Raw genomic sequence first — 26,595 nt, forward strand, 5'->3', positions numbered from 1 at the left:
ATCAGAATCACAGCAACAGGGCATGTGGAGAGTGTCTGTTTGATGTCAAGGAATAAGTAAGTTACAATGAAGAAGATTTATATTCTGTACGTATAAAGTACACGAATGGAGGAATAAACTTGGTTGAACTTTGGGATATATTAGATAAAAACGGTAATGTAACAGGACGTGTTCACAAGCGTGGCAAGCCCATGAACAAAGGCGAATATCACCTTGAGGTTTACGTTTGGATTGAGAACGACAACGGAGAATACCTTATATCGCAAAGAACGCCGAACAAGACGCGCCCCAATATGTGGGAATGTACAGGCGGAAATGCGGTTGTGGGTGATGATAGCTTGACTACGGCATTGAAAGAAACAAAAGAAGAATTAGGCATTATTCTTGAGCCGCAGAACGGACGAATGATTAAACATCTCTTACCGTGTAGCGACATTGAATGTCACGGTTTGGCTGATGTTTGGTTATTTCGGCAAAATGTAGACATATCAACCGTAATTCTTGCTCCTGATGAAACCTGCAATGCAATGTGGGCAAGCCGTGATGAAATTAACCGTATGATTGACGAGGGAACATTCACAACATGGGAATAATATACATACATTGACGAATTGTTTGAGAAAATTAATATGGATTGATGGATTGCACACAGTATAAGCATTTTATCGGGCTGGAAATTGGCTTCTATCATGTCAACTCACCCTGTACACTAATTTTCACATTATATCATGTAGTTATTTTTTCATATAAACACAGATGTCAAGAGTTAACTTTATGATAACAACACTTATATTTATAGGGTTAGTCACATATGTATGACTTCTCCAGAAGTTGTTAAACGATGGATCAAAAAACATATGAAGAGATTACAGAATTTTTAAAAAATCATCAAAATAGAATAGTAAAGGTTAAATGGATAAATAAAACTCCATGTATACTTTATATATCCTATTTTATTTATGAAATTAAAAATTAAAATATTTAGGTAGTTGTTGTACAACTATATTTATAGCAATTGCATCATCTAAATAGCCAATGGGAAAGACATAGTCTGGAATTATATCGGCAGAGAGAATGAAATAAAGTAAGGCACCACCTATAATTGTTTTTTCATTAGGCTCAATATCTTCAGAGTAAAATAAATCATAAAGTGAATTCAATTGTTCTATGATTATACCTGAGCCATTTATTTTTGCAACCTTGGAAATATATTCATCTAGTATTATTTTTTGACCTTCTTCTGTTTTAGAATAAGCCTCATATTTAGTTAACTCTTTTTTTATATCACAAATAACGTTAGATATATCCATATTATGGAGTTGAAGTATATCTTGTATCATATTTAGCATAAAATAAGAGTCTTTATTAAATCTTTCCTTGCTACCAATCCCTATAGATAACAGTAATTCCTCAATAGGTATATTTAGATGCCTAGAAAATTTTTGTAGGTGATTTATAGCAGGTAGTTGTTTACCATTGACAATTCTAGATATACTTGAGGTACATATTCCAGTAAGTTTACTTAACTTTCTCATGGTTATTGATTGTTCAAACATTGAGGATTTAATTATATCACCTAACTGATATAAGCCTAAATCATTTGCGTCTTTAGGATACCATTCCTTATACTCTTTATCGTTTTGCATAATATCACCCCAATAAACTTATTTCCTATAATATATGCATCCAAACTACAATTGTTGCTTAAATAGCATCAGTTGTTTTGATAAAAGCAATGCTGTGCCTTTCTTGTAACGAATACTATGGGAGGGAATATAATAAAATAAAAACATTATTAAAGAGGTGTATGCATTTGAAACTTTCATTGATTACTCTTTTAGAGGCAGCTTCTCTTGCCTCAGCATTATCCATAGATGCCTTTATAGCAAGTTTTGCTTATGGAAGTAATAAAATAAAGGTGCCTATGTTATCCATTCAAATAATTAATCTTGTATGCAGTTGTATTTTGGGAATATCTATTGTAGCAGGAACATTAATAAAACAGTATATTCCTGATTGGCTAACTATAGCAATTTGTTTTACTATTTTATTTGTACTAGGTGTTACAAAATTATTAGATAGTATTATAAAATCTTTTATTAAAAAGTATAATAACTTTAATAAGGAGATAAGTTTCTCCATGTTTAATCTTAAATTTATTTTAAATCTTTACGCTAACCCAGAAGATGCAGATATTGATGCCTCAAGAACAATTTCACCAATGGAAGCTGCTTCTTTAGCAATTGCACTATCCCTGGATGGTTTCACAGTTGGATTTGGTGCTGCCCTTGGAAATATAAATGGATTAGCAGTATTTTTAAGCTCTTTAATTACTGATATGGTTGCAGTTGTATTAGGGGTGTATTTGGGAAACAAAATTGCAAGGAAACTATACTTCAACCTATCATGGTTAAGTGGTATTGTATTAATTATACTTGCATTTTTAAAACTATAGAAATTCTTTACAAGAACCAGCTAAAAGGTAATATAATGGAAATGTTTTGTTGAAACAGGTATAATAAATGAAAAGTGAACAAAGGGTTTATCTGAAAACATAATTAATCTTTATTATAGCCAGTAGTTTGGATGTTATTAGAGAAGAGGTTAGTTCCCCGACTCCAAGGAGGAACTTCCTCAAAACAGCAATATCAGGACTAAAAACTATAAAAGGAACGGTAGAATTTTCTGCAGCAGTTGCAGCTTTGATTCAATTTATTCAGCCAATTTTGTGATGACATACATAGATGAATGTGTCCATAATCAAAATAAGTTCACAGGGGGATTGTCCGCTCACTGTGAACTTTAAAGTTATTTTAAATTAAGATTTTCTTCGTAATAGTTATAATTTCGGCGGAGAATTTTGCTCTCAGCCCGCCCTTTATATTAAATGCGTCTTAAACATATCAGTTGTTACAGCTCCTTTTGCAGAATTATATATCGCAAAATGAGAATTACCATGATATAATTAGCACAGCATTTTTATGTGCGCTTTTTAATCCCAAAAACAGCTGTTAACTATAGAAAATTTTACAACCGGTTAGAAGCGCTTAGCGCAGAATAGCGGTAGTATGGAGGAAAAAATGACTGAATTATTAGCACCGTCAGGAAATATTGAAGCTTTAAAAGCTGCAATTTCTAATGGTTGTGATGCAATATACTTAGGAATGCAAAAATTTGGTGCACGTGCATACTCATCTAATTTTGATTTAGAATCGTTAAAAGAGGCTGTTACGTATGCGCACCTGAGGAATGTTAAAATCTATGTAACAATGAATACTATCGTTTTCGAAAACGAAGTTGAAGAGATGAAAGAACAGATGGACGAATTAAATGAAATCTGTGTTGACGGAATTATCGTCCAGGACTTGGCTGCTTTTGATTATTTAGTTAAAAACTTTATTGATATGGAAGCACATTGCTCAACTCAAATGGGAATAGACGATTTAGACGGGACTTTATTATTTAAAGAACTTGGTGCAAAAAGAGTTGTTCTGTCACGTGAGGTTGAGATTGAAAAAGTAAAAGAGATAAGAAGAATATCTAAAATGCCTTTAGAAATTTTTGTTCACGGTGCTTTATGTGTATCATATTCCGGAAACTGTCTGATGTCCGGGTTAATCGGCTATCGAAGCGGAAATCGCGGCAGATGTGTCGGGTCATGTCGTAAGGAGTATGAACTGATTGATAAGACAACAGATACGTCTTTAGGTAAAAGCTATATTCTATCTACTAAGGACTTAAACACAATCGATTATATCAATGATTTAAAAGAAATTGATTCTTTAAAAATAGAAGGTCGAATGAAAGAGCCTGCGTATGTTGCCAATACTGTATCAAAATACCGCATGGCCTTAGATAATAAAGTAAACAAAGAAGATAAGGAAAATCTGAACAAAACATTCAACAGAACATTTACTAAAGGATATATGTTTCATGAGGATAAGAAAGATATTACAAACATCTTAAGACCTAATAACTTTGGTTATGAAATCGGAAGAATCAGCAGGATTGTTAAGGACATGTATGAAATAACACTTACACGTACTTTAAATCAAAACGATATAATCAGAATAAGTCATAACAATGAAGATGTTAATTTAACTGTTGTAAAGCTGTACGATAAAGACGGCAATTTAATCAACAAAGCAGATGATGTATGTTATATCAAAATCAAAGAAAAGTTGTCCAAGGGTGATTTAGTATATATAACGAAGGATTATTTATATTACAAAGAATTAGATTCATCACTGGAAAAAGAATTTAAGCGTTTCAACCTGAATCTTAAAGTGTATGCATTTCCGGATTCAAAGCTTATCATAGATGCAGAGGGATTAGGCTTTAATTATTTATATGAAAGCGAGGAAATACTGGGTGAGGCAATTAATAATCCAACAACAAAAGAGCAGGTAATAAAGCAGTTTTCAAGATTAAATGATACTATATTCGAACTTGGCAATGTAGATTTTGAGGAAAGCAATGCATTTATTCCGGCTAAACTGTTAAATGCAGCAAGAAGAGATATTGTACAGGGCTTATATGACTTAAAGCTTAACAGCCAAAAGAAAAGAACCAAGACATTGACAGCAAAAGAAAAAATAAGCTTTGCTCCTGAAAAACCATATCTTACGGCCTCTGTAACGACTAAGGAACAGTATGATGCTTGCGTGAGCTGTGGAATTAAGGAAATCTATTTTGAAAACATTATTAGAAGAAACCAGAATGATTACAAGAAAAAAGAAGGGCAGCTGTTAATCGGAGGATATGGGGGAATTTATCATTACAGAAAAACCAATCCTTTTGTTGCGGACTATTCTCTTAATGTTGTTAATTCTGTTAGCTGCTATGAATTATATAGATTAGGTGCGAAACGGGTAACTTTATCTTATGAATTGAATAAGAAACAAATTGAAGATTTAATCAATGCCTATTATGAAGAAAATGACGGTTATCCCGCGTTGGAAATGATTGTATATGGCAGGGCTCCTTTGATGTTTACAAAATATTGTCCGATGAAAAAAATGAATCAATGCAGTGTTTGCAAAAGGTCGAGCTATGAGTTAAAGGATGAGCAAGGAACGTTCCCTGTCATTTCTCATGATGATTGTACAACGACTATCCTTAATGGGAAGACGCTTAATCTTTTAGATGAGCTGCAAAGCATAAAAGGAATCGAGGCATTCAGATTAAACTTCACAATTGAATCAAAAGAGCAGGTTGTGAAAATCATTAATAAGGCCTTAAGCAAACTAAATGGCGGAGTGGATAAAGCTGCCTTTGATCAGCAAACAGACACAAGAGGACATTTTAATAAAGAGATTTTGTAGGAAAATTCATTAAAATAAATACTTAAAACTTGTATTTTTCTAATCGCTTTTATGATAAGATACTAATCATATAGAATTATAATCTGCCCAAATAATGGAGGTATGTGTGAAAAAATATATTATTACAACTGAAAGTGGTTCGGATCTATCTAAGGAAATAATAGATCGCTATAATATACAAGTCGTTCCGATGCATGTAACAATGGAAAATCAAACGTATGATGATGGTAGTTTTGATGTTCAGAGAGTTTTTGATTATTATGAAGAAACAGGAAATCTACCTAAAACATCCGGTTCCACACTTCAAGATAATGCCGAGGTTTTTAAGCAGATTTTTGACAAACATCCAGATGCATATATAATTCATATTGGATATTCTGCAGTAACAACTGTTTCATTCAATGCGGCAAATATTGCAGCTCAAGATTTTAAAAATGTTTACCTTGTAGATTCCAAGCATGTTTCTATTGGAGCAGCTGCTGTTGTTAAAGCAACAGCGCAATTTATTGAAGATAATCCTGATACAAGTCCTGAAGAAATTATTGCTTTTGTGGAAGATATCAGAGAGCGCACACATATGGTTTTTCTGCCTAAAACACTCCTTTATCTAAAAGCTGGCGGCCGAGTTTCAAATTTAGCTTTTTATGGGGCAAATCTGTTGAAAATTCATCCGACTATTATATTAGAAAATGGATACTTAGTCTCCGGGAAAAAATATCGTGGTCCTTTTGATAGCTGTCTAAAAAAGATGGTTAATAATTTTTTTGAAAGTTATAATATTAACCCTGAAACCGTTATGGTAGTAGGTGCTCCGGGTGTTGAAGACAATCAGAAAGAGATGATTAATAATCTGCTAAGAGAAAACGGCATTCAAACATCTGGATGGATGAATGCGGGTTCTGTGATTTCCAGTCATGGCGGACCAGGGGCAATTGGAATTACAGGGATTGAAAAATAGATGATTAAAAAGGCAAAGTCTGCGGTCAACTTATGATCGATAGACTTTGCCTCTTTTTTATTTCAAATTAAAATATTTTACTGTGCTCACAGTATATAATTTGAATATTTACTTGTCATTTAAAAAACTGTAATTTTCTTATAAATTACATCAATACAAGTTTTAAAGTAACTTAATCAGGTCCTCTAATTTTTTAGATAAGGTTTTCGCAAGCTCAAAATCAGTATTTTTTAAGGCTAATGCTATTTCTGTTTCAACGAATTTTTTCTTTTGTTCAATTTCTAAATAGTCTTTGTCAAAATGTTTGGCATAAATCATCTGTCTGAATTTTCGCATACTCATTTTTCTGATTGTCTTATCTTCAATGATTAAAACATAATCCATACAATTTACTATAAAATAATAATCATGAGAAATCATTAAAATTGCACCGTTATAGTTTTCTATGGCCTTTTCAAGTGCTATTTGTGAATAGGTGTCCAAATGGCTTGTAGGTTCATCGAGCAGCAACATGCTGGCGTTAGTAGCTGAAACTTTAGCCAATTGCAGTATGTTTTTTTCTCCACCAGATAAAGAGCCTATCTTTTGATTAACGAGTTTTTCATTAAAACAATAACTCGAAAGATATGATTTAATTTCCTGATAAGTTTCAAATCCAACATCTGCAAACTCTTCAAGTATTGTATTGCTTTCGTTTAGTATTTCTCCTTGATTTTGAGATAAATAAGCAACTTTAACATCACCGTTTATTTCAATGGAAGCATGCTCATTTTTATAGATATCCTTCAATAAAGTTGTTTTTCCTGTACCGTTTGGACCGATAAGAGCTACTTTATCAGTAGATTTAATCTCAAAATTAACATTCTCTAAAAGTATTTCATCAAAGGCAACACTATAATCATTAACTTTTAAAGCAATGGTTTCTTCGATTTTATTATCAGTAGCTAGACTGATATCCGGCTGTTTAATATCTACGAATGGTGTCTTAATCCTGCGTTCCATTAATCTTTGCTGAATTTTAACCCTGGCTTTCAAGGCTCTTCCTTTAGATGCATCAGAAACTTCAGTTGCAAGAAATCTTAATTTATTGATTAAAATATGGTTTCTCTTTATTTCTTCATCATCGGCAGCAGCAAGCTCCTGTAACTCAATTTTAGCCTGCAGTAATGAAAAGTTATAATCAATATATGTTCCGTCAAATTCCTGGAGTTCCATGTTTTCAAGGTGTAAAATTTTATTAAAGCAATGATTCAACAGATATCTGTTGTGAGTAATAACTAAAATTGTTTCTTTATGAGAATTAATCAGATTTTTAAGAGAATTGATATTTTCAAAGTCTAAAAACACATCCGGTTCATCCATAATTATTAAGTCAGGACGATTAAGCATTTCCTTAATAACCTGAACAAGTTTAAATTCGCCGCCGCTAAGCTCAGATATCATTAAATCCTTATGATTACTTAAGTCTGCAAGATTGAGTTTTTTATTAATGTTGCTTTCAAATTCATCTCCGTTAATTGCATCAAACGCGTCTTGTGCTTGCTGGTACTTTTCCAGCAAGGTATCTATATCCGAAGATGTTTCCATTTCGGCACAAATGGATGTTATTTCATTTTGCAGCTTAATATACCTTTCGCCTATATATTCAAAAACAGTAGTTTCTTTTGGTTTGTCCAGTTGTGAGAACTGACTTACATACCCAATCCTACAATTTGGGTCTATCTCTAATTTACCATCAAACATATATTTCTCTGGATCCATAATTATATCTATCAGTGTGCTTTTTCCACTTCCACTTGTGCCTATAAAAGCGCAATGCTGACCATCTTCTAATGTAAATGAAATCTTATTATATAGATTTTTTTGTGGAAATGAGTAGGACAAGTTTTCAACTTTTATCATATTATTACCTTTCTTTATCACTTAAAAAGAGCTTATAAAACTAAGTTCTTCAATATATAATCTTTCCAATTGTAATTATGTAATTCATTTTTGTTTACCTCGGGTAGCATAACATTTTTTATGACAAAATTCAATCATTTCATATTAAAAATTTTTAGAAATGTACCCTGACATCAAAGCCACAAGGAACGTTGAGTGCGTGACTCTGATGCAGAATTGTGGTTTTGATGAGAAAAGTTAGAGATTGACCACAATATATTGTGTTTTTAGGACAAAATGCCTAAAAGAAATTTATAGTAGAACCTTTGAAAATAGAAAACAAGTGAATTTAAAGAATAGAAAACGTTCAATATACTTAGTAATTTTTCTATCCTTTTCGTTATATTTATGGTAAGATTATGGGAATTAATAGCATATCTGTTTACGGCAAACGAAGAAGACTCTTTAGTCGTAAATCCTGATGAAAATAGCGGTGTTAAGTGGTTTCTGATTGAAAAAATAAATGAAGAATTATTTACAGACCGAGATGTATATCTCTATTCAAAACTCATAAACAGAGTTAACACATGGTTGGAGTAACGAACAAGTATTTTATGCACTTGAGTGTTACCATTTATTCTGTCTCTTCACCATGAGCGGGAATAGAAGAAATTTGGAAATGAAATAAGATTTAGTAGATATGATCCCTATTAATGATTTATGCAATATGTAGGTAAATAGGAATTTGTTTAAAGGAGGAAACCCTGTGAGTACAATCTTGCAATTTCCCAATCGGGAAGAATTTAGAAAGTGGCTGTCAGCGAATTGCCTATCCAGCGACGGTATTTGGCTGCTATTTGGCAAGGCAGGCGGCCCGGAAACAATAACCGCAAGCGAAGCGCTTGAAGAAGCACTTTGCTTCGGATGGATTGACGGACAAATGAAAAGCATTGACAACAAGACTTATAAAAAATATTTTTCTTTACGCAGAAATAACAGTAAGTGGTCAGAGAAAAACAAGGGATTGGTAAAGCTGTTGGATCAGCAAGGAATCATGACGGATAACGGCAGGCAAAAAATTGAAGAAGCCAAGAAAAATGGACAGTGGAACATTGTAAAACCAGCTGAAATTACGGAAGAACAGATTGCGTTGATAACATTCATGTTAAAAGACTTTGACGCTGCCTACTCCAATTTTATGTCGATGTCTCCATCTGTCCAGAAAACTTATACACGGGCATATTTTGATGCGAAGACAGACGCAGGGCGTGCCAAGCGCTTTTCCTGGATGGTAGAAAGACTCAATAAAAATTTAAAGCCAATGTAGCGCCTTTATATTTTTATTTGACAATGAGTTTTGGTGCAAGTTTTTACTACGAAGTCCAAGCACTCTCTGCGAGCCATGACAATTTGGATTTCTTCCCTGTTCCACTATCCCGGGAGGAATCAGATAAAATCATTATCGGCAAAAAAACAAGAAAAATTACTTTTATTTAAGTTGATATTTTGCCGATAATTTGGTATACTATATTCATATACCAAGGGGAGGAAAGCCAATGAGATATATTTCAGTTTCTGAGGCAGCGAATCGTTGGGGAGTGTCACAGCGCAGTGTACGTGGTTATTGTGCCGATGGAAAAATCCCCGGTGCATTCTTATCAGGAAAGACATGGAATATTCCTGAAACTGCTAAAAAACCGGAGAGAGTAAATAAACGCTCAAATGTGCCTGCCACATTGTGTGAATTTTTAAGAGCAGAAAAAGCTTCTAAAATACCGGGAGGAATTTATCATAAAGTTCAAATTGAATTCACTTATAATTCTAACCGCATTGAGGGAAGTAAATTAACGCATGATCAGACACGGTATATTTTTGAAACAAATACTATCGGTTTTGATGAAGGTGCCGTGAATGTGGATGATATCGTAGAAACAGTAAATCATTTTAAGTGCATTGATATGGTGATTGATAGTGCAGGGCATGTTTTGAACGAAACATTTATAAAACAGTTACACGCTGTTTTGAAAAGCGGCACATCCGACAGTCGAAAAGATTGGTTCGTGGTAGGTGATTATAAAAAGCTTCCAAATGAAGTGGGAGGACAGGAAACTACATTACCGGAGGGAGTTTCGATAAGTATAAAAGAACTCTTAAGCAAGTACAACACAAAAAAAGAAAAAACCTTGGAGGAGATTATTGATTTTCATTACCACTTTGAATCTATTCACCCCTTTCAAGACGGTAATGGTCGTGTGGGCAGGCTTATTGCATTTAAAGAGTGCTTAAAAAACAATATCGTTCCCTTTATTATTGATGATAATCTCAAAATGTTCTATTATCGAGGTCTGAGAGAATGGAAAAATGAAAGAGGATATCTTCTTGATACCTGCCTTAGTGCACAGGATAAATTTAAAAAGTATCTGGATTATTTTAAAATCCCCTATGAAGATTAGTTTACAGACGAAATAACTCCCAGAGCAATGGGATGCTACGATGAGATATTTAGTTTTGAAATTGAAAGTAAAAAACACATTTTGAGTTTATATATTACACCGTAATTCAGCCGGTCAGTTTGTTTTCAAGTTTATCAAATGGAATAAGCATTTATTTTTATACTATTACGAAAAGGAGTGCACTGACACTATCAAAACATTTCATCCAATTTTGCAGGAACTGAAAAGGGATATGGATGTGGCAGAAAAAGAGAAATAGGTCATTGTGATGGCGGTTGCCGTGGACTTCCCATATCGTTAGATGATTCTGTTTTAGATATATGAGATGACATTAAAATATGGTTTGATCAAGAATTGTCATGCTTGCAAAAGAAATAAACAATTAAAAAGGGTATTTTTGGATGATGAATTAGAGGAAGATTCAGTATGTGCAATTTTTGCACATACTGCTAGTGAGATATAGCAAATGAATACAAAAAAACATATGATTATTATTAAAGGCGAAATAAAAACTAAAAACATATCCTCTTGCAGATATAACCCAAACTCTAAAAAATGGGATGTAATTTTCATTGGCTCCGGGAAAGTGTTCAGCTATGCCTACTTAAGTGTAGAATGGTTAAAAGATCCTGAAGTATTAAATCCGAATTCATATCGCATAAGCAGAGAGGGAAAAGAATTTTTTGATGTGCAGGCAATTTGCGTTTTTCGTGGAAAAGGAACGGAATACTGGCATATTTGTTTTGGTAACGGCAGTGAAAGAGATTACAGGAGAGATGAACTAAACATCAGCAAGTCATGTCTCATAGATGATAAGTCAAAAAATGTATTTGAATACTTAAAACAGATTTCCCGGTTAAATAATTTAAGGAATAAGGACACAGATGAAAAAATATTAGAAAAGCGATATGAAAAAATACTGCATGTTGAAAAAACATCTTTGGCTAAATACTTAAATCCTGCAAAGAAAGATAGTATAATGGAAAAAGAGACAATCCCTATATTTCCCTTTGGGTGCAACAAGAGTCAGTACAAAGCTGTAAAAAATGCATTGGAGAATCAAGTAAGTGTTATTCAGGGACCTCCGGGAACCGGAAAAACACAAACGATTTTAAATATTATTTCCAATATTTTGCTTCAGAGAAAAACTGTACAAGTAGTTTCAAATAATAATGCTGCAATTGAAAATGTATATGAAAAGCTCTCGTCATCAAAATACAATTTAGGTTTTATAGTAGCATCTCTGGGTAATGTGGAGAATAAAAAAGAATTTATAAGAAGTCAGGAAAGAACATATCCACAGTTTTCAGATTGGATGGTTCAGGATACAACGTTAAATTCTCTGGACGAGGTGAAAAGAAAATCAGGACAATTAAGTGTTGTTTTTGATAGACAGGAAAGATTAGCATGTCTTAAACAGGAACTGGCACAGTTGGAACTGGAACAAAAATACTTTGATGAATACTTAAATGAGACAAATTTTATGGAAAGATCCTCAAAGAGTATTAGCGGAGTATCCGGTAATATTAAGCACTACATTTTCGTCGAGAGCGAGCCTGAATAGTGATGTGGTGTATGACTATTTAATTATGGATGAAGCATCACAGGTTGATATTGCAACAGGTGCATTATCTCTTTCATCTGCAAAAAACTCAGTTATAGTTGGAGATATCAAGCAATTACCTAATGTGGTTGAAGAAGAAATGAAGAAGCAGTCAGAAGCGATATTTAAGGATTTTAATATTAATAAAGGGTATCAATTTACCAATAGTTTTCTGCAGTCTGTTTTAGATATTATGCCTGATGTAAGACAAGTGTTATTACGGGAACATTATCGGTGTCATCCTAAAATAATTAATTTCTGTAATCAAAAGTTTTACAGGGGCGAGCTTATTATTATGACAGATGATAATGGTGAGGAAAATGTGCTTGCTGCAATGAAGACAGTAAAGGGTAATCATGAGAGAGACCACTATAGTCAGAGGCAGATTGATGTAATAGTGAAAGAAATTTTACCAAGCTTACAAACAGAAATGAGTAAAATTAGTATAATTGCGCCATATAGAAATCAGGTGAAAGCTATAGACAAGCAGTTGGGAGAAATAGATGCTGCAACTGTCCATAAATTTCAAGGCAGAGAAAAGGATGTTATTATTATTTCAACGGTTGATGATGAAATTTCAGATTTTGCTGATGATCCGTATCTATTGAACGTAGCCGTTTCAAGAGCTAAGAAAAAATTGGTTGTGGTTGTGTCTGGGAATGAGCAATCTCCGGAAAAAAACATTAGTGATTTAATTGCCTATATCAAATATAATAATTTTGAGGTGCGCGATAGCAAAATATATTCTATATTTGATTATTTATATAAACAATATACGGCAGCGAGACAAAAGTATTTAAGTACACATAAGCAGATTTCAGAATATGATTCTGAAAATCTGATGTATGCACTTATTTCTGATATTTTAAGTGCAAATAATTATGCAAGCTTGGATGTAGTGTGTCATTTCCCTTTAAATATGCTAATACGTAATCCCGATTTATTAAATGACAGAGAATGTGAATATGCTATGAATCCGGCAACTCATTTAGATTTTCTTATTTATAACAGATTGAGCAAGCGACCTGTCCTGGCTGTAGAAGTAGATGGGTATGATTTTCATAAGGAAGGAACGGTTCAGGCTGAAAGAGATCAATTAAAAGACCGTATATTAAATTTATATAATATCCCGATTTTGAGATTTAGTACTAACAGAAGCGGCGAGAAAGAAATAATAGAGTTGAAGTTAGAAGAATTGGTGTAGGGAAATCAATAGGAAGAGGATATTAGATTCAACAATAATTAGTATAGCTATTTATTAAAAAAGGTTGAGACTTGGAAAATAAGTAAAGATACCATGCCGCCAAGGGGTATCAGGTCCAATGGTCATCAGAATCACAGCCATCCGCTTAAAGAATTGAATCGAAAGATAGGTTTGATTGGAAAGCAGGAGTTTTTATTAAATATAAGGGGGAAGTAGCTATGGTGGATATTGGAAGCGAGAAATTTGAAAAAGTTTTCAATAAATTTACAAACTCAAAGAAAATCAATGAAGGGATTTTACTGATAGAAAGCAAAAATGGAGAGTTCTCACTTTCCAAAGGATATGGTGGCAAGGGATTAAATTCACCATTTCTTATGGCAAGTATCACGAAGCTATTTACTACTACTTGTATTTTAATATTATTGGAACAGAGGAAATTATCCTTAAATGATAAAATATCTGAGTATTTTGATGAAAATATTATAAAAGGAATTCATATTTATAATGGTAAGGATTATTCTTTGGAATTAACAATATCTGACTTACTGTTTCAGACAAGCGGACTGCCAGATGTGTATTTAGAAGGAAAAGACAGTGTGAGGAATCGAGTTATTTTAGAGGATTTTATATCACTTTTATTGATATGCTAGATATGGTTAAGAATTTAAAACCTCGATTTGCACCAAGAAAGGAAAGAAAAGCTTATTATGCAGATATTAATTTTGATTTACTAGGTAAATTAATAGAAAATGTAAGTAGCTTCAAACTATCCGAAGCATATAAAAAATATATTTTTGACCCCCTTGAGCTATCCCATACATATCTTCCGGAAAATGAAAATGATCTGATACCTCAAATCTATTATATGAATCAAATCATTTACCGTCCTAAGCTTGTGATTAGCTGTGGTGCAAGTGGGGGATGTATTACTAATGCTCATGAATTAATGATATTTATAAAAGCGTTCTTTGGAGGAAAATTATTTAATAAAAATATATTTAATAGCTTATCAACCTATAATAAACTGCAGATTTCTATGGGACCGATTTATTATGGAGGAGGATATATGCAAATCCCTTTAAATGGAGTTATCAGTCTTTTTAAATATAGAAGTACGAGATCTACACTAATTCCTTTTGTTGATCTGAATTTTGGAGAACTTAAAAATAAATCTGTAATTAAAGAAATTATCATTGGACCAAAATGCTGTGTAGATGAAGAAGAAATAAAATTTATTTTCAGTAATTATGGGTATAGTACTCCAATTATAAAAAATTCGATGTCGACATATTGCTAATACTGTTTCACTCAAAACAGTAAGGACCCTTCAATGTTTGGGATACTTGTGGTAAAAAGGAAATATACCTGTTAAAGCGGTTATTGAAGAATTAAAGGTTTATTTTTTAATGTTAATGACGATATATAATCAATGATATTTTAATTTTATTATATGAAAGAGAAAGGCGGGATTTTTATGTTTTGGAAGGACAAGTATGAAGTAGGAGTGGAATTAATAGATAATCAACACAAAGAGTTATTCAATCGTGTGGAAGATTTTCTGAAAGTTATTCGTTCTACTACATTAGGAGAGAAAAAGGCTCAAAAGGTTAATGAAACATTGGAATTTATGAAGGCATATGTGGTAGAGCATTTTAGGGATGAAGAAGAATATCAGCTGAAAATAGGCTATCCTGATTATGAAAAGCACAAACAAATCCATGACAATATGGTAAGCTTTGTATTGGAGGTTTCGGAGGAATACGAAAAAAGCGGCTATAACGATGCTTTAATACAAAAATTTGCAGGAAGACTATTAACATGGCTTATTAACCATGTAGCTGCAGAAGATCAAAAAATTGCAGACTATGCTGCTAAGAGGGAGGGAATATAATGATAGAAAATATCCAAAATCCTTTTTTCGAAGCAACAAAAAATGTATTTAACCTTATGCTGGATCTTCAGGATGTTTCAGAAACATCGGCAGAAAATTTCGACCATAATAAGTGTTTAAATATTTGCATAGGAGTAACCGGTGACTTAACAGGTAAGGTTGTATATAAGTTTGATGACAAAACATCTCTCAACGTGGTGAATATTATCAGTGGAATGGAAATAGACAGTATAGATGATTTTGTTACATCGGCTATTTCAGAAATTGCAAATATAATAAGCGGAAATGTTTTTAGCATGCTGGCAGAAACTAATATTATTTGTGACATACTTCCTCCATATGTGGCAACTGCTGAGGATGACAAAGAATACCACGTAGATAAGGATATTTGTATAGTTACATCTGTAGGAAATGTTTGTTTAAGTATAAAGCTGGATAAAAGCAAGTAAATAACAACAAATTAATGTGACGGTTCTTAATAAGGATCGTTTTTTAATTATATACGCCCAAAACACTACGTGCTATGCTGCATTTAGAACTGGTTTCTCCGACCAGAGTCATTTCACTAACTTCTTTACTGCCTTTATTGGTATTTCGCCGGGTGCATATAGGGATATAGTTATATCCAGAACTAATTGTTGAGAATGTACAGAATCAGAGTACAATAATGTTGGAAGAAGGTCTGCGTAGAATTGTTGCGGCAATCAATGACTTAACGGAGGTAAAAGAGGTACGGGGGTAAAAGATATTATAACAAAAAAAGGAGAGAATCAAAGTGAAGAAAAAAATATCATTAATTCATTCTAAAAATTTAGCTACGGTAGACTATGCTTATGCCGGACGTATACCCTCCGGAATGGACTTATTATTTTTGGCGGGGGCATGTCCCATTGATAAAAGCGGAGAAGTACCCAGTTTGAGTGATTATGAGCTTCAGGCAAAACTTTGTGTAGAGAATTTGAAGGAAGCACTGAAGGACTGTGGGGCTGCCTTGGAAGACGTAGTATATACCAGAGTTCTTGTGGCATCTCACGATCAGTCAGATTTGGTAACTGCATGGGAAACAATAAGAAAAGAGTTTGGTAATCATGATGTTCCAAGTACCTTGTCCGGAGTTACAGTATTAGGATATACAAATCAATTGGTGGAAATTGAAGCAGTAGCAGCAGTAGATAATAATACAAAATGATTGAAGTATAAAGTTGAACTAATTCGATGCGTCCTAAGCAAAATATCTTGTTTCTCGACTGTTATTTGTTATAATATATTTTGCTTTAACAGCATTTCTGTAGGTTTGTAATGCTGTTTATTACATCTTGAGAAGAAGTTATGTTAACAATAAAAGGAACAAACCTATGGAATGCATGAAGGAAGGATTAAAATTATTAATAAGTCGCTCAGACATAGAACAAAATGAGTTTGAGAAGTATAACAATATGCTTGTTCTAGGCAGAATCCGTTTAATCTCTTTAGCTAATATTTTTTTGTCAATTTTTTGGGTGTATATGGATTGGACAATTATAAATAATGGTGCAGATCACATATACAGTGTAACACTTGTTAGTATGCATACGGTTAGTGTAGTCGTTTCAGCTATATGTATTTTTGTACATTCTTTTTGGGGCAGCTTCTTCTATCAACAGTAATATACAAGAAGAGTTTCCTTATAATATTATGGCAAGCCACGGATTATTTTATTTCTGCACCGGCATGGATATAGATTTAGGGCACATTAATTGAAAAGGCAGATAAAATGATGTATGAAGAAAAGCAAAGGCTAAAGAAAGAATATCAAACCTAGCACTCACCAGCTTCAGGCGGTATTTTTTGAATATTTTGCAGAAAATAAATTAGTTATTATATGCCCAAATTGGGGTATATTAAAGTTTAACTTAAGTTAAAGGAGGATTTATCTATGAACAAGTTTGTTTTCAATGATTATTTTCATGAGCCCAAGGGAAAAATCGCCAAGCGCATGATTTTCAAAAGTGATAATGTAATTGCAATTTGAAAAGCAGATAAAGCTAACCTTCAGTACGCTGAGGATTTTAGCTTTATCTTTTATCTTTATAAAATTAGGTGTCGAAAAATAAAAGTTGTCATGCTATAATTAATACAGCTAATTTGTAAAAAGAAAGGAATATATAAAGGTTCTATGAAGCGAGTTTTAGAAGAAGATTTAATTTATGAAATTCTTTCTGTTGTAGAGGAAATTCCGGAGGGTTGTGTCTCTACATATGGACAAATTGCAAAGTTAATCGGCAGAGATAAAAACGCAAGACTTGTTGGAAAAGTCCTCAGCAAGGCAGAGTATTATGGAGAATATCCCTGCCATAGAGTAGTTAATCACGCCGGCAGACTGGCACCGGGATGGATTGAACAAGGTGACTTGCTTCGCAATGAGGGCATTACGCTGAAAGACGAAACACATGTTGATTTAAAGAAGTATCAATGGGAATGCTGACAGTAAACTTACAGAGAGTTATTGCTGCTGGTTTTCTGAATGCACTTGAATAATTATAAAGGAGACAAAATTATGAATGATAAAACTGTGGTACTAAATGCCGGCGTGGTAAATTATGATGGGAATGTTGATTACTCACAAATTGCATCTGAAGTGGTAATCTATGATGAAACGCCCGAAGATAAAATTTTGGAACGAGTTGACGGTTTCGCAGTCGTTGTAACAAAAGAAATGAAAGTCAGAGGGGACATTATCAGAAAATTCCCTGATAGCGTAAAGATGATTTGTGAAGCCGGAACCGGATATAACAATATAGATTTGGATGCTGTACGCGAAAAAGGAATCATATTATGCAACATCCCTGCGTATAGCAGCGAACGAGTGGCGCATACAGCAATTCTTTTGATTTTAAATCTGGCAAGCTCAATGCAAAAACAGATTCGTATGCTTTCAGAAGGTAATCATGATAATTTCCATAAGCACTTAATGGTAGACCATGTTGAATTAAATGGCAAAACATTGGGGGTTATCGGTTATGGAAATATTGCAAAAGAAATAATCAAAGTAGCGCAAGCGTTGGGAATGAAAGTTTTGGTATCGGTCAGAACTCCAAGAGAAAATGTAGGACAAATTAGCTTTACAACAAAGGAAGAAGTTTTCATGCAAAGTGATTTCATTTCTCTTAATTGTCCTTTAAATGAATCAACAAGGCATATGATCAATAAAGATACTTTAGCAATGATGAAACCGACAGCATATTTAATCAATACTGCGCGAGGAGGATTGGTTGATGAAAAAGCATTGATTGATGCATTGCAAAATAATGTAATTGCCGGTGCGGGATTAGATGTGCAGGAAGTAGAGCCGTTAGATGATGCAAGTCCATTGTATACAATGGATAATGTTATCATTACTCCGCACATGGGATGGCGGGGATTAGAAACAAGACAACGCTTAGTTTCATTAATCCAAGATAATATCAAAGCTTTTTCTAAAGGACAGCCGATTAACAGAGTAGACTAAAATAGGGCAAGATAAGATTATATTTCTTATCTTGCTTTTTTAACTTTCCTTGCATAAGTTTAGAAATTATAGTACAATGAAACCAGAACGTACATTCGAGAATATACTATATTACGACGGAGGGCATAAAGACCAATTGTCATTAGCTGAGGTTGTATATACTATAATAATAAAGAAATAATCTTAAACAGATGAATTTTTAAGGAGGCGACCGGAGAATAAACATGAAGAACAGAACCTATTTTGCAATCGATTTAAAATCATTCTACGCTTCGGTTGAGTGCGTGGAACGAGGGCTCGACCCGATGACCACTAATCTTGTTGTCGCTGATGCAAGCCGTACCGAAAAAACCATTTGTCTCGCCGTCTCCCCCTCCCTCAAAGCATACGGTATTTCCGGGAGAGCGAGGCTGTTTGAGGTCGTGCAAAAGGTCAGGGAATTAAATGCAGAACGTCTGCGCAAAGCACCGGAGCGTACTTTTTCAGGTGTTTCCTTCAGCGATACTGAATTGAAAGCTTCACCGGGTATTTCGTTGGACTATATTATTGCTCCGCCGAGAATGGCACATTATATAGAGTACAGCACACGTATTTACAATATTTACTTGAAATACATCGCGCCGGAGGATATCCATGTCTATTCCATCGATGAGGTATTCGTTGATGCTACCGATTATCTGCACACCTACAACATTTCGGCCCGTGAGCTTGTTACGAAAATGGTTCTTGATGTACTTAAAACGACCGGCATTACAGCATCGGCTGGAATCGGCACAAACTTGTATCTTTGCAAAATCGCTATGGATATTCAGGCAAAGCATGTTCCGACGGATCAGAATGGCGTACAGATTGCTGAATTGGATGAAATGAGCTACCGTCGCTTGCTGTGGTCACACCGTCCTCTGACAGATTTTTGGCGCATTGGCAAAGGATATGCCAAGAAGCTGGAGGAACAAGGTATCTTTACCATGGGAGATATTGCAAGGTGCTCTCTCGGTAAGCCCAACGATTACTACAACGAGGAATTGCTATACAGGTTGTTCGGCATAAATGCGGAGTTATTGATAGACCATGCATGGGGCTGGGAGCCATGTACGATTGCCGATATCAAAGCATATAAGCCAAGCACAAACAGTATTGGATCGGGTCAGGTACTGCAATGTGCCTATACCTTTGATAAAGCGAAGCTGATTGTTCGTGAAATGACCGATTTGCTGGTACTTGATCTGGTGGATAAAAGGCTTGTGACCGACCAGCTTGTTTTGACGATTGGATATGATATTGAAAATCTGATAAATCCAAAGATAAAGAAATCATATCACGGGGCGATTACCATTGATCACTACGGACGTGCCGTTCCGAAATCAGCCCATGGTACGACAAATCTTGGCAGACAAACCTCCTCCGCAAAACTGATTATGGATGCCGTCACAAAGTTGTTTGAGCGCATTGTTGACGAAAATCTCCTGATCAGGAGAGTCAACATCACAGCGAATCATGTTGTTGACGAGGGAACCGTTCAAAAGACGGACAGTTTTGACCAGCTTGACCTTTTCACAGATTATGTGGCTGAACGGTCGAAAAAAGAGAAAGAAGAAGCCGAGCTTGAAAAAGAAAAAAAGATGCAGAAAGCAATGGTGGAGATAAAAAAGAAATACGGAAAGAACGCTGTTCTAAAGGGTATGAATCTGGAGGAAGGTGCTACTACATTAGATCGGAACAAGCAGATTGGAGGGCATAAGGCATGACAAAGACATATGACGATATCATCCATCTACCGCACCATGTTTCTACTACACATCCTCATATGGCAGCTATTGACCGGGCGGCTCAATTTTCTCCCTTTGCCGCACTGACCGGATATAATGCTGCCATCAAAGAAACCGCAAGGTTGACTGATGAGAGAGTAGAATTGGACGAATATACGAAAGGCGCCTTGAGCGACAAGCTACAGATCGTATCAGAACGCCTTAAAGAGCATCCTGAAATTGCAATCACCTACTTTCAGCCGGATGCTGAGAAGGATGGCGGTGCTTACGTTACTGCTGCCTGCACAGTTAAAAAGATAGACGCATATGAACGTATTGTAGTTATGACGGATGGAACAGTAATCCCCATAGGTGAAATAATTAGAATAGATGGGCAGATATACGATTTATAAACACTTGTCCCAGATATCAATATCGGATATAATATTGATATAAACTTAAGGATAATTATAGTAATAAGAATATTATGAATAATTACTCCTATGCATATATAAGAGAGTTATAGGAGATCAATAGGAATAGCAAATAAAAGGGATTAAAGATTTTTACGGATTCAGAATTGGAAGAGAGTTCGGTTATTTGAAAATGGGTTAATCAAATAGCGAGTACGAAAACATAAAAGGACTCGTGCTTGTCAGCATGATTCTTTTTATGTTTTCGCATGGATTATGCTTCATTTCTTGTTCCATTATCATAGAAAATCAAATCTGCTATTGAAGCAATAGGATTTATTTTCTCACTGTACCTGAATACAAAAGCATTTGATTTCTGACCATATCTGCAAGTGCAGGAGAAACCCGCTCCAAGTGCCGTAAGACGGTTCGTTGTGTATTAGGCTGGGCATCCACAAGTCCCGACGCAATATTATTTGCAAGGTTCTTTTTCTCTGTTGCAGAAAAGGACTCATATCTCTGGCTTGCTTGTGTAAAATCGTCAGGATTAGGGATTTCGGCACGCATGATTTCACCTGCGACATATCTGCCGTTTCCGCTGGATACCATAGATGCAGGAGACCAGTTTAGCTGTTTGTTGACGGGTATATTACGATAATCAGGACCCAGTCTGTGACGCTGTGCATCCGAATAAATAAAGGTACGTCCTTGCAGCACCTTGTCATCTGAAAATTCCAGACCGGGAAGCAAATTCGCCGGATTAAATGCTAATTTGTCTACTTGATCGGCATAATTTTCAGGATTGCAGTTCAAAACCATCCGTCCGACAGGCAAGAGAGGATATACGGCTTCATCCCATACCTTAGTATCATCCAAAGGGTCAAAGGGAAGAAGCTTTGCATCTTCAGGATTCATCAGCTGTACACGCATCTCGTATTCCACGGCATTTCCTTTTGCTATACTGTCATACAGGTCACGTCCGGCAATATCAGGGTCTTCGCATGCCAGTCGTTGAGCCTCCTGCTGGTCAATGTATTGCACACCTGCCATAGGGAACCAGTGATATTTTACATAGTTGCGAACACCCTGTGCATTTCGCCAGACATAAGTGCTTACACTATATCCCTTGATATGGCGAAGACTCTTTACCGTTCCTAAATCCGAGAAAAACCATATCAGCATATTCGTTGACTCGGGATACTCGGCAAACATGCTCCAAAGTCTCTCGGGGTCAGGAAGATTATTCACCGGTGAGGGCGAAAGGTGGCTGATTATATCCGGTACACGAATGGCGTCCCGCACAAAAAAGACAGGGAGATGATTACAGAGTAAATCAAAAATTCCTTCCTCGGTATAAAATCTGGTGCTGAAGCCCCTCACATTTCTTAAGGTGTCCGGTGTTCCCTTATTGCTTGAAGCCAGAGAGAAACGCACCGCTACCGGCACCTGTTTATTAGGGGTTTGCAAAAACCCGGCTTTTGTATACTGCTTCATTGAGTGAGTGGTGTAAAAATATCCAAAAGCACCATACCCTTTTGTATGGATACGTCTTGGCAGTGTGGTGGAGAATACAAAGTCTTCCAAGGTTTCATGCAGAACGGTATCCTGCACAAGGACGGGACCGCGAACACCCACCGTTTGGGAATGAGATGCATTTGATAAAGGCGATTGAGATTGATTGTGATTATTGTACATTTATAATCCCTCCAACCGTGTTAAAAACACGAAAATAATATAATAAAGTGTATTCTAGGTTTTCATAAATTATACCATTTTGTGTCTGTATGCTTCAACTTTACGCATACGGCACGTCAGATGTCTGAAGCTTATTATAATGAGTGACATGAGCAGCAGTGTGTTTTGAAAGGAGACGTGAAATGATTCTCAAGAAGGCAAAAGGAAACAGTGGAATCATAAGAAAAGAAGAAGGAACAAAAACAGGGAGCCTGCAGCGGCATTTAAAACAGTTAATCGCAGTGATAATCGTAGGCATGCTCACCATTTTTTGGTTAGGAACCGGACGGAATTTCGAGCCTTATCCGAAGGCGGAGACAGGAATCATGGACTTAACACAACTGGAATTTGAAAATGATGTGGTCTCTTTAGATGGACAGTGGGAATTTTTTTGGAACCGGCTCCTGAATCCCGGTGAATTAAAAACCGACATAGTAATTGAGTATGTTGATATTCCAAGTTCATGGAACAAATATGTGTCCAATAAGAGTACTTATTACGGAGACGGTTATGCAACCTACAGATTGATTTTCATAACTGAGGAGGAGCAGAGATTAGCTTTAAAGATTCCAAGACTGCGTACGGCATACAAGCTTTGGGTCAATGGAGAATTGATTGCCTCTGCCGGAACAGTGGGTAAAGCCAGAGAGGCCATGAAACCTCAATATCTGCCTCAAATTTCTTTTTTTGAGGCACAACAAGGAGAAAATGAGATTTTAATTCAGGTTTCTAATTTTTATCATCGCAGTGGCGGCATATTGGAGAGTTTAAAGCTTGGTAGTGAAGATCAGATATTTGAGCTGAAACTAAAAAGTATGGCTATGGAATTTATTTTGTTTGGAAGCTTGATGTGTATCGGAACCTATCACCTTACTCTGTTTTTTTTCAGAAGAAAAAAAGATAGCTCTCCAATGTATTTTGGGTTGTTTTGTATTTTAATCGGAATAAGAATTATGCTGAGCGGAGAATGCTTTCTTTTCTATTTATTTCCTGAATTCAGCTGGGAAATCGCCCATAAAATACTGACATTGACCTACTATTTAGGGGTGCCCATTGCACTGATGTTTTTTATAGCAATTTTTCCGGAATATTTCAATATACGAATGATCAAAGCAGCTCAAATGATGGGGGGTGTTTTTGTATTAATTGTTCTTTTTACTCCTGCGAAGATTTTTACAGTTACTAACATTGTATACCAGATATGGAGTTTTGGTGTAATTTTCTATATCATAAGTGTGTTTATCAAAATATTCATCCACAGAGAAAAAGATAGCTTGCTGATCGGATTAGGTGCGACAGCCCTATTGATGAGTAGTATAAATGATATCATTTTTTTCACTCCATGGATGCATGACAATGAGCTCGTATTTCTAAGGGCTTTGGTTAGAACCGGAAATATTACTCCTCTGGGACTGTTCATTTTTGCCTGTACAAATTCTTTGCTGATAGCAAAGAGATTTTCTGATGCCTTGGAACAAGAAGAATTGATGACTGCAAAGCTGACTGAAATGAATGCACATTTAGATGAATTGGTATTTCAACGAACCAAAGACCTGGAAGAGTCCAATCAAAAAATAGAATATCAGAACATTGAATTAGAAAGAAAAAATCAAGTTTTGCAGAGATTTTCTTTTAAAGATCCTTTGACAGGTGTGTGGAACAGACGAAAATATGCTCAAATGATAAAAAGTGAATGGCGCCGATGTTTAAGAGAGCAAAAACCCATAGCTTTATTGCTCCTGGATATTGATCATTTTAAAAGATTTAATGATTTTTATGGACATATGGAAGGAGATAAGTGTCTTATTAAAGTCGGACATGCCCTCAAGAAATCTTTATCGCGCTCAACCGACATCTTAGCACGTTACGGTGGAGAAGAGTTTATCGTGTTGTTAGCCGGTGCAGGTAAAGAAGAGTCAATAAAGACTGCCAACATGTTGAGGCAGAAAATTGAGGATCTTGCGATTCTCCATGAAAAATCACCTGTGAGTGATTATGTAACTGTAAGTATAGGATGTACTTCTATGATTCCGAATTTGAATTCTTCCTATCAGGATTTGTTCAATATGGCTGACAAGGCTTTATATCAAGCAAAAAATGCAGGTAGAAATCAGGTTAGATTTTTATAAAAATCTAAGGGAGTTTTCCGGATAATGTTATGGTAAGTAGCTTTATTCTTTTCCGATAATTATTGATTTCTTATAAAAAATGGTATAATATACTATTAATAAGAGGTGCTGCAAAGGAGGGAAAAACGTGCAGTATTTTAATATATTTGTAATACTTGTATTTATGGCAACTATTTGCTCGGTTATTCTTATACTGTATACTATTAAGCATCGCAATGTCGATAAATCATATTTTTTAATTTTTCTTTCTGCCGCTACTTATTTATATACTTTTGGCTATCTTTTAGAAATAACCTCATCTACATTAGAAACAGCTTTTTGCACAGTTCGTATGCAGTACACGGGTTTGCCTTTCATTCTGCCCATCAGCTATCTGTTTGTGAGGGATATTTACGGTGAAAAGCATCTAAGCAAACTAAAGCTGTTTTTTCTGTTTTCAGTTCCTGTTCTTACCGTAATCACTATGCAGTTATATCCGCTTATGAAAATTTTCTATTCAAATATTGAATATATCTCCAACGGGTACATAGCCAACTGCCGAGTGTATCCCGGACCATTTTACCACCTGTATACCGGTTTTAGCTATCTCATTTTTTTATTGATTATTCGTTTGATTATTATCAAACTAAAGGGGAGCAGCAAACTGAAAAAGCAGCAAAGCCTGATTCTTTTGGTAGCATGTCTGATTCCTACGCTTTGCAGCATACCATATGTTCTGTCCACAGCCAAGCTGCGATACGATCCGACTCCGATTGCAAATGCCATCTCTATGATACTGCTGCTTTATGCAATACGCTACCACAATCTGATCAATGTAGTACCATTAGCAAGAGCACAGGTAATTGAATCAATGGATGACGCTTTTATTGTCTGCGATAAGGATTTTAATTTTCTGGACGCAAATGAAGCAGCAAAGCAATTGTTTCCTGAACTTAAAAATTTAATACCGGGGGATGCTATAGAAGGGGTGGAGCGTTTCAAGGATACAACTGAACTGAGCATTCAAAGAGGAAATGAAACACGATTTTATAAGTCGACTCAAACCTGTATCCTGCAGGATAGAATGGTTAAAGGTATTTGTATTGTGCTTCACGATGTCACTGAAAATGAAAAACTGCTTAAAAAGCTGCGCATACAGGCCTCTTTTGATCCTTTGATGAACATCTACAACAGGGGGACTTTATTTGAAGCTGCAAAGCTGATGCTGAATTCCGAAAAAGCTAAACAGCTTTCCTATGCACTGCTGATGATAGACCTTGATTTTTTTAAGATTGTCAACGATACTTACGGACATTTCGCAGGAGACCTTGTACTAAAAACTGTCGTTTCTATTATAAAGAAGACTTTTCGCAAGGATGATATCATTGGTCGTTATGGAGGTGAAGAAATTGTTGTTTTACTGGAAAACATTTCAGTAGAACAGACTTTTCGTATTGCTGAAGAATTGAGAAAAATTATTGAGAACACACCTATTTCTTATCAAAATCATACAATTAACATTACTATCAGCATCGGTGTCGCTCACTCTCCGGCCGGAGAGGGTCATTCGTTTGAGAATATGCTGGACAGGGCAGATGCTGCAATGTACGAAGCTAAAAACAGCGGACGTAACCGTACTGTTGCAGAATAAATATTTGCGAGTTGTTTGAGGTATGTGCCGCATTATTTGACAAATAATGCTAAAATAATACATAAAACAACCTTTTTTGATGCACAAAATTGAAATAATGTCATAAATATAAAGTATGGATTATAAAAATCCTGTTTAAT

Annotated in this window: 22 protein-coding genes and 1 pseudogene; 20 read left to right on the plus strand and 3 right to left on the minus strand. The window is 35.2% G+C overall.

Features of this window, described 5'->3' with window-relative positions; translation table 11 throughout:
• Window positions 1-119 precede the first annotated feature (119 nt).
• Window positions 120-593 carry an NUDIX hydrolase gene (locus HZF24_RS06500; protein WP_246345973.1) on the plus strand — a complete coding sequence of 158 codons (474 nt, stop codon included), beginning with the start codon at window positions 120-122 and terminating at the stop codon, window positions 591-593.
• Between the two features lie 372 nt (window positions 594-965).
• Here HZF24_RS06500 and HZF24_RS06505 read toward each other — a convergent pair whose 3' ends face one another.
• Window positions 966-1,646 (minus strand): DUF1232 domain-containing protein, encoded by a 681-nt coding sequence (locus tag HZF24_RS06505; RefSeq protein WP_179237484.1) that lies wholly within the window; start codon window positions 1,644-1,646, stop codon window positions 966-968.
• Window positions 1,647-1,723: 77 nt separating this feature from the next.
• On the opposite strand from HZF24_RS06505, the gene ytaF reads away from it, so the two are divergent.
• From ytaF to HZF24_RS06520, 3 genes are all read left to right on the plus strand, one after another.
• Complete coding sequence (gene ytaF / locus HZF24_RS06510) at window positions 1,724-2,455, plus strand: sporulation membrane protein YtaF (protein WP_246345974.1); 732 nt, start codon at window positions 1,724-1,726, stop codon at window positions 2,453-2,455.
• A 625-nt stretch (window positions 2,456-3,080) separates the two neighbouring features.
• Window positions 3,081-5,324, plus strand: coding sequence for a U32 family peptidase (locus tag HZF24_RS06515; protein WP_179237485.1), 2,244 nt, complete (start codon window positions 3,081-3,083; stop codon window positions 5,322-5,324).
• Between the two features lie 106 nt (window positions 5,325-5,430).
• Window positions 5,431-6,282: a DegV family protein gene (locus HZF24_RS06520; RefSeq protein ID WP_179237486.1), complete on the plus strand. Its 852-nt coding sequence runs from the start codon at window positions 5,431-5,433 to the stop codon at window positions 6,280-6,282.
• Window positions 6,283-6,444: 162 nt separating this feature from the next.
• Here HZF24_RS06520 and HZF24_RS06525 read toward each other — a convergent pair whose 3' ends face one another.
• Window positions 6,445-8,184, minus strand: coding sequence for an ABC-F family ATP-binding cassette domain-containing protein (locus HZF24_RS06525; protein WP_179237487.1), 1,740 nt, complete (start codon window positions 8,182-8,184; stop codon window positions 6,445-6,447).
• A gap of 387 nt (window positions 8,185-8,571) precedes the next feature.
• Here HZF24_RS06525 and HZF24_RS06530 point away from each other — a divergent pair, with 387 nt between their 5' ends.
• The 14 genes and pseudogenes from HZF24_RS06530 to HZF24_RS06595 all read left to right on the plus strand — a co-directional run bounded on the left by HZF24_RS06530 (window position 8,572) and on the right by HZF24_RS06595 (window position 20,962).
• Window positions 8,572-8,763, plus strand: a complete 192-nt coding sequence (locus HZF24_RS06530) for an NUDIX hydrolase (protein WP_179237488.1) — start codon at window positions 8,572-8,574, stop codon at window positions 8,761-8,763.
• Window positions 8,764-8,929: 166 nt separating this feature from the next.
• Window positions 8,930-9,490, plus strand: coding sequence for a YdeI/OmpD-associated family protein (locus HZF24_RS06535; RefSeq protein WP_179237489.1), 561 nt, complete (start codon window positions 8,930-8,932; stop codon window positions 9,488-9,490).
• Between the two features lie 229 nt (window positions 9,491-9,719).
• Window positions 9,720-10,616 carry a Fic family protein gene (locus HZF24_RS06540; RefSeq protein ID WP_179237490.1) on the plus strand — a complete coding sequence of 299 codons (897 nt, stop codon included), beginning with the start codon at window positions 9,720-9,722 and terminating at the stop codon, window positions 10,614-10,616.
• A gap of 466 nt (window positions 10,617-11,082) precedes the next feature.
• A pseudogene (locus HZF24_RS06545) lies at window positions 11,083-13,423 on the plus strand (AAA domain-containing protein).
• A 218-nt stretch (window positions 13,424-13,641) separates the two neighbouring features.
• Window positions 13,642-14,073, plus strand: a complete 432-nt coding sequence (locus HZF24_RS19210; protein WP_281372259.1) for a serine hydrolase — start codon at window positions 13,642-13,644, stop codon at window positions 14,071-14,073.
• Window positions 14,074-14,075: 2 nt separating this feature from the next.
• Window positions 14,076-14,720 (plus strand): serine hydrolase, encoded by a 645-nt coding sequence (locus HZF24_RS19215; RefSeq protein ID WP_281372260.1) that lies wholly within the window; start codon window positions 14,076-14,078, stop codon window positions 14,718-14,720.
• Between the two features lie 177 nt (window positions 14,721-14,897).
• Window positions 14,898-15,314 (plus strand): bacteriohemerythrin, encoded by a 417-nt coding sequence (locus tag HZF24_RS06555; RefSeq protein WP_179237529.1) that lies wholly within the window; start codon window positions 14,898-14,900, stop codon window positions 15,312-15,314.
• Window positions 15,314-15,763 (plus strand): chemotaxis protein CheX, encoded by a 450-nt coding sequence (locus tag HZF24_RS06560; RefSeq protein ID WP_179237491.1) that lies wholly within the window; start codon window positions 15,314-15,316, stop codon window positions 15,761-15,763. Before HZF24_RS06555 ends, HZF24_RS06560 begins: the two co-directional genes overlap by 1 nt.
• Window positions 15,764-15,779: 16 nt before the next feature.
• Entirely contained in the window at window positions 15,780-15,956 is a 177-nt protein-coding gene (locus HZF24_RS18815) for a helix-turn-helix domain-containing protein (protein WP_407695749.1), read from the plus strand.
• Window positions 15,957-16,089: 133 nt separating this feature from the next.
• On the plus strand, window positions 16,090-16,503 hold the full coding sequence (locus HZF24_RS06570) for a RidA family protein (protein ID WP_179237492.1): 414 nt from the start codon (window positions 16,090-16,092) through the stop codon (window positions 16,501-16,503).
• Between the two features lie 966 nt (window positions 16,504-17,469).
• On the plus strand, window positions 17,470-17,778 hold the full coding sequence (locus tag HZF24_RS06580) for an MGMT family protein (protein ID WP_179237493.1): 309 nt from the start codon (window positions 17,470-17,472) through the stop codon (window positions 17,776-17,778).
• Window positions 17,779-17,850: 72 nt separating this feature from the next.
• Window positions 17,851-18,801 carry an NAD(P)-dependent oxidoreductase gene (locus tag HZF24_RS06585; protein WP_179237494.1) on the plus strand — a complete coding sequence of 317 codons (951 nt, stop codon included), beginning with the start codon at window positions 17,851-17,853 and terminating at the stop codon, window positions 18,799-18,801.
• Between the two features lie 224 nt (window positions 18,802-19,025).
• Window positions 19,026-20,549 carry a Y-family DNA polymerase gene (locus HZF24_RS06590; RefSeq protein ID WP_179237495.1) on the plus strand — a complete coding sequence of 508 codons (1,524 nt, stop codon included), beginning with the start codon at window positions 19,026-19,028 and terminating at the stop codon, window positions 20,547-20,549.
• Entirely contained in the window at window positions 20,546-20,962 is a 417-nt protein-coding gene (locus HZF24_RS06595; RefSeq protein ID WP_179237496.1) for a hypothetical protein, read from the plus strand. Before HZF24_RS06590 ends, HZF24_RS06595 begins: the two co-directional genes overlap by 4 nt.
• A gap of 336 nt (window positions 20,963-21,298) precedes the next feature.
• On the opposite strand, the gene HZF24_RS06600 is transcribed toward HZF24_RS06595, so the two are convergent.
• Entirely contained in the window at window positions 21,299-22,657 is a 1,359-nt protein-coding gene (locus HZF24_RS06600) for a catalase (RefSeq protein WP_179237497.1), read from the minus strand.
• Between the two features lie 182 nt (window positions 22,658-22,839).
• Here HZF24_RS06600 and HZF24_RS06605 point away from each other — a divergent pair, with 182 nt between their 5' ends.
• The gene (locus tag HZF24_RS06605) at window positions 22,840-24,825 is read left to right on the plus strand and encodes a sensor domain-containing diguanylate cyclase (RefSeq protein WP_179237498.1); all 1,986 of its coding nucleotides are present in this window, start codon (window positions 22,840-22,842) and stop codon (window positions 24,823-24,825) included.
• A gap of 127 nt (window positions 24,826-24,952) precedes the next feature.
• A complete protein-coding gene (locus HZF24_RS06610) occupies window positions 24,953-26,455 on the plus strand; it encodes a histidine kinase N-terminal 7TM domain-containing diguanylate cyclase (RefSeq protein WP_179237499.1) in 1,503 nt (500 codons plus the stop codon).
• The last annotated feature ends 140 nt before the right edge of the window (window positions 26,456-26,595 follow it).

Origin of the sequence: Sedimentibacter hydroxybenzoicus DSM 7310, from assembly GCF_013403245.1 — a bacterium.
In the GTDB taxonomy this organism is placed as follows: Bacteria; Bacillota; Clostridia; order Tissierellales; family Sedimentibacteraceae; genus Sedimentibacter; species Sedimentibacter hydroxybenzoicus.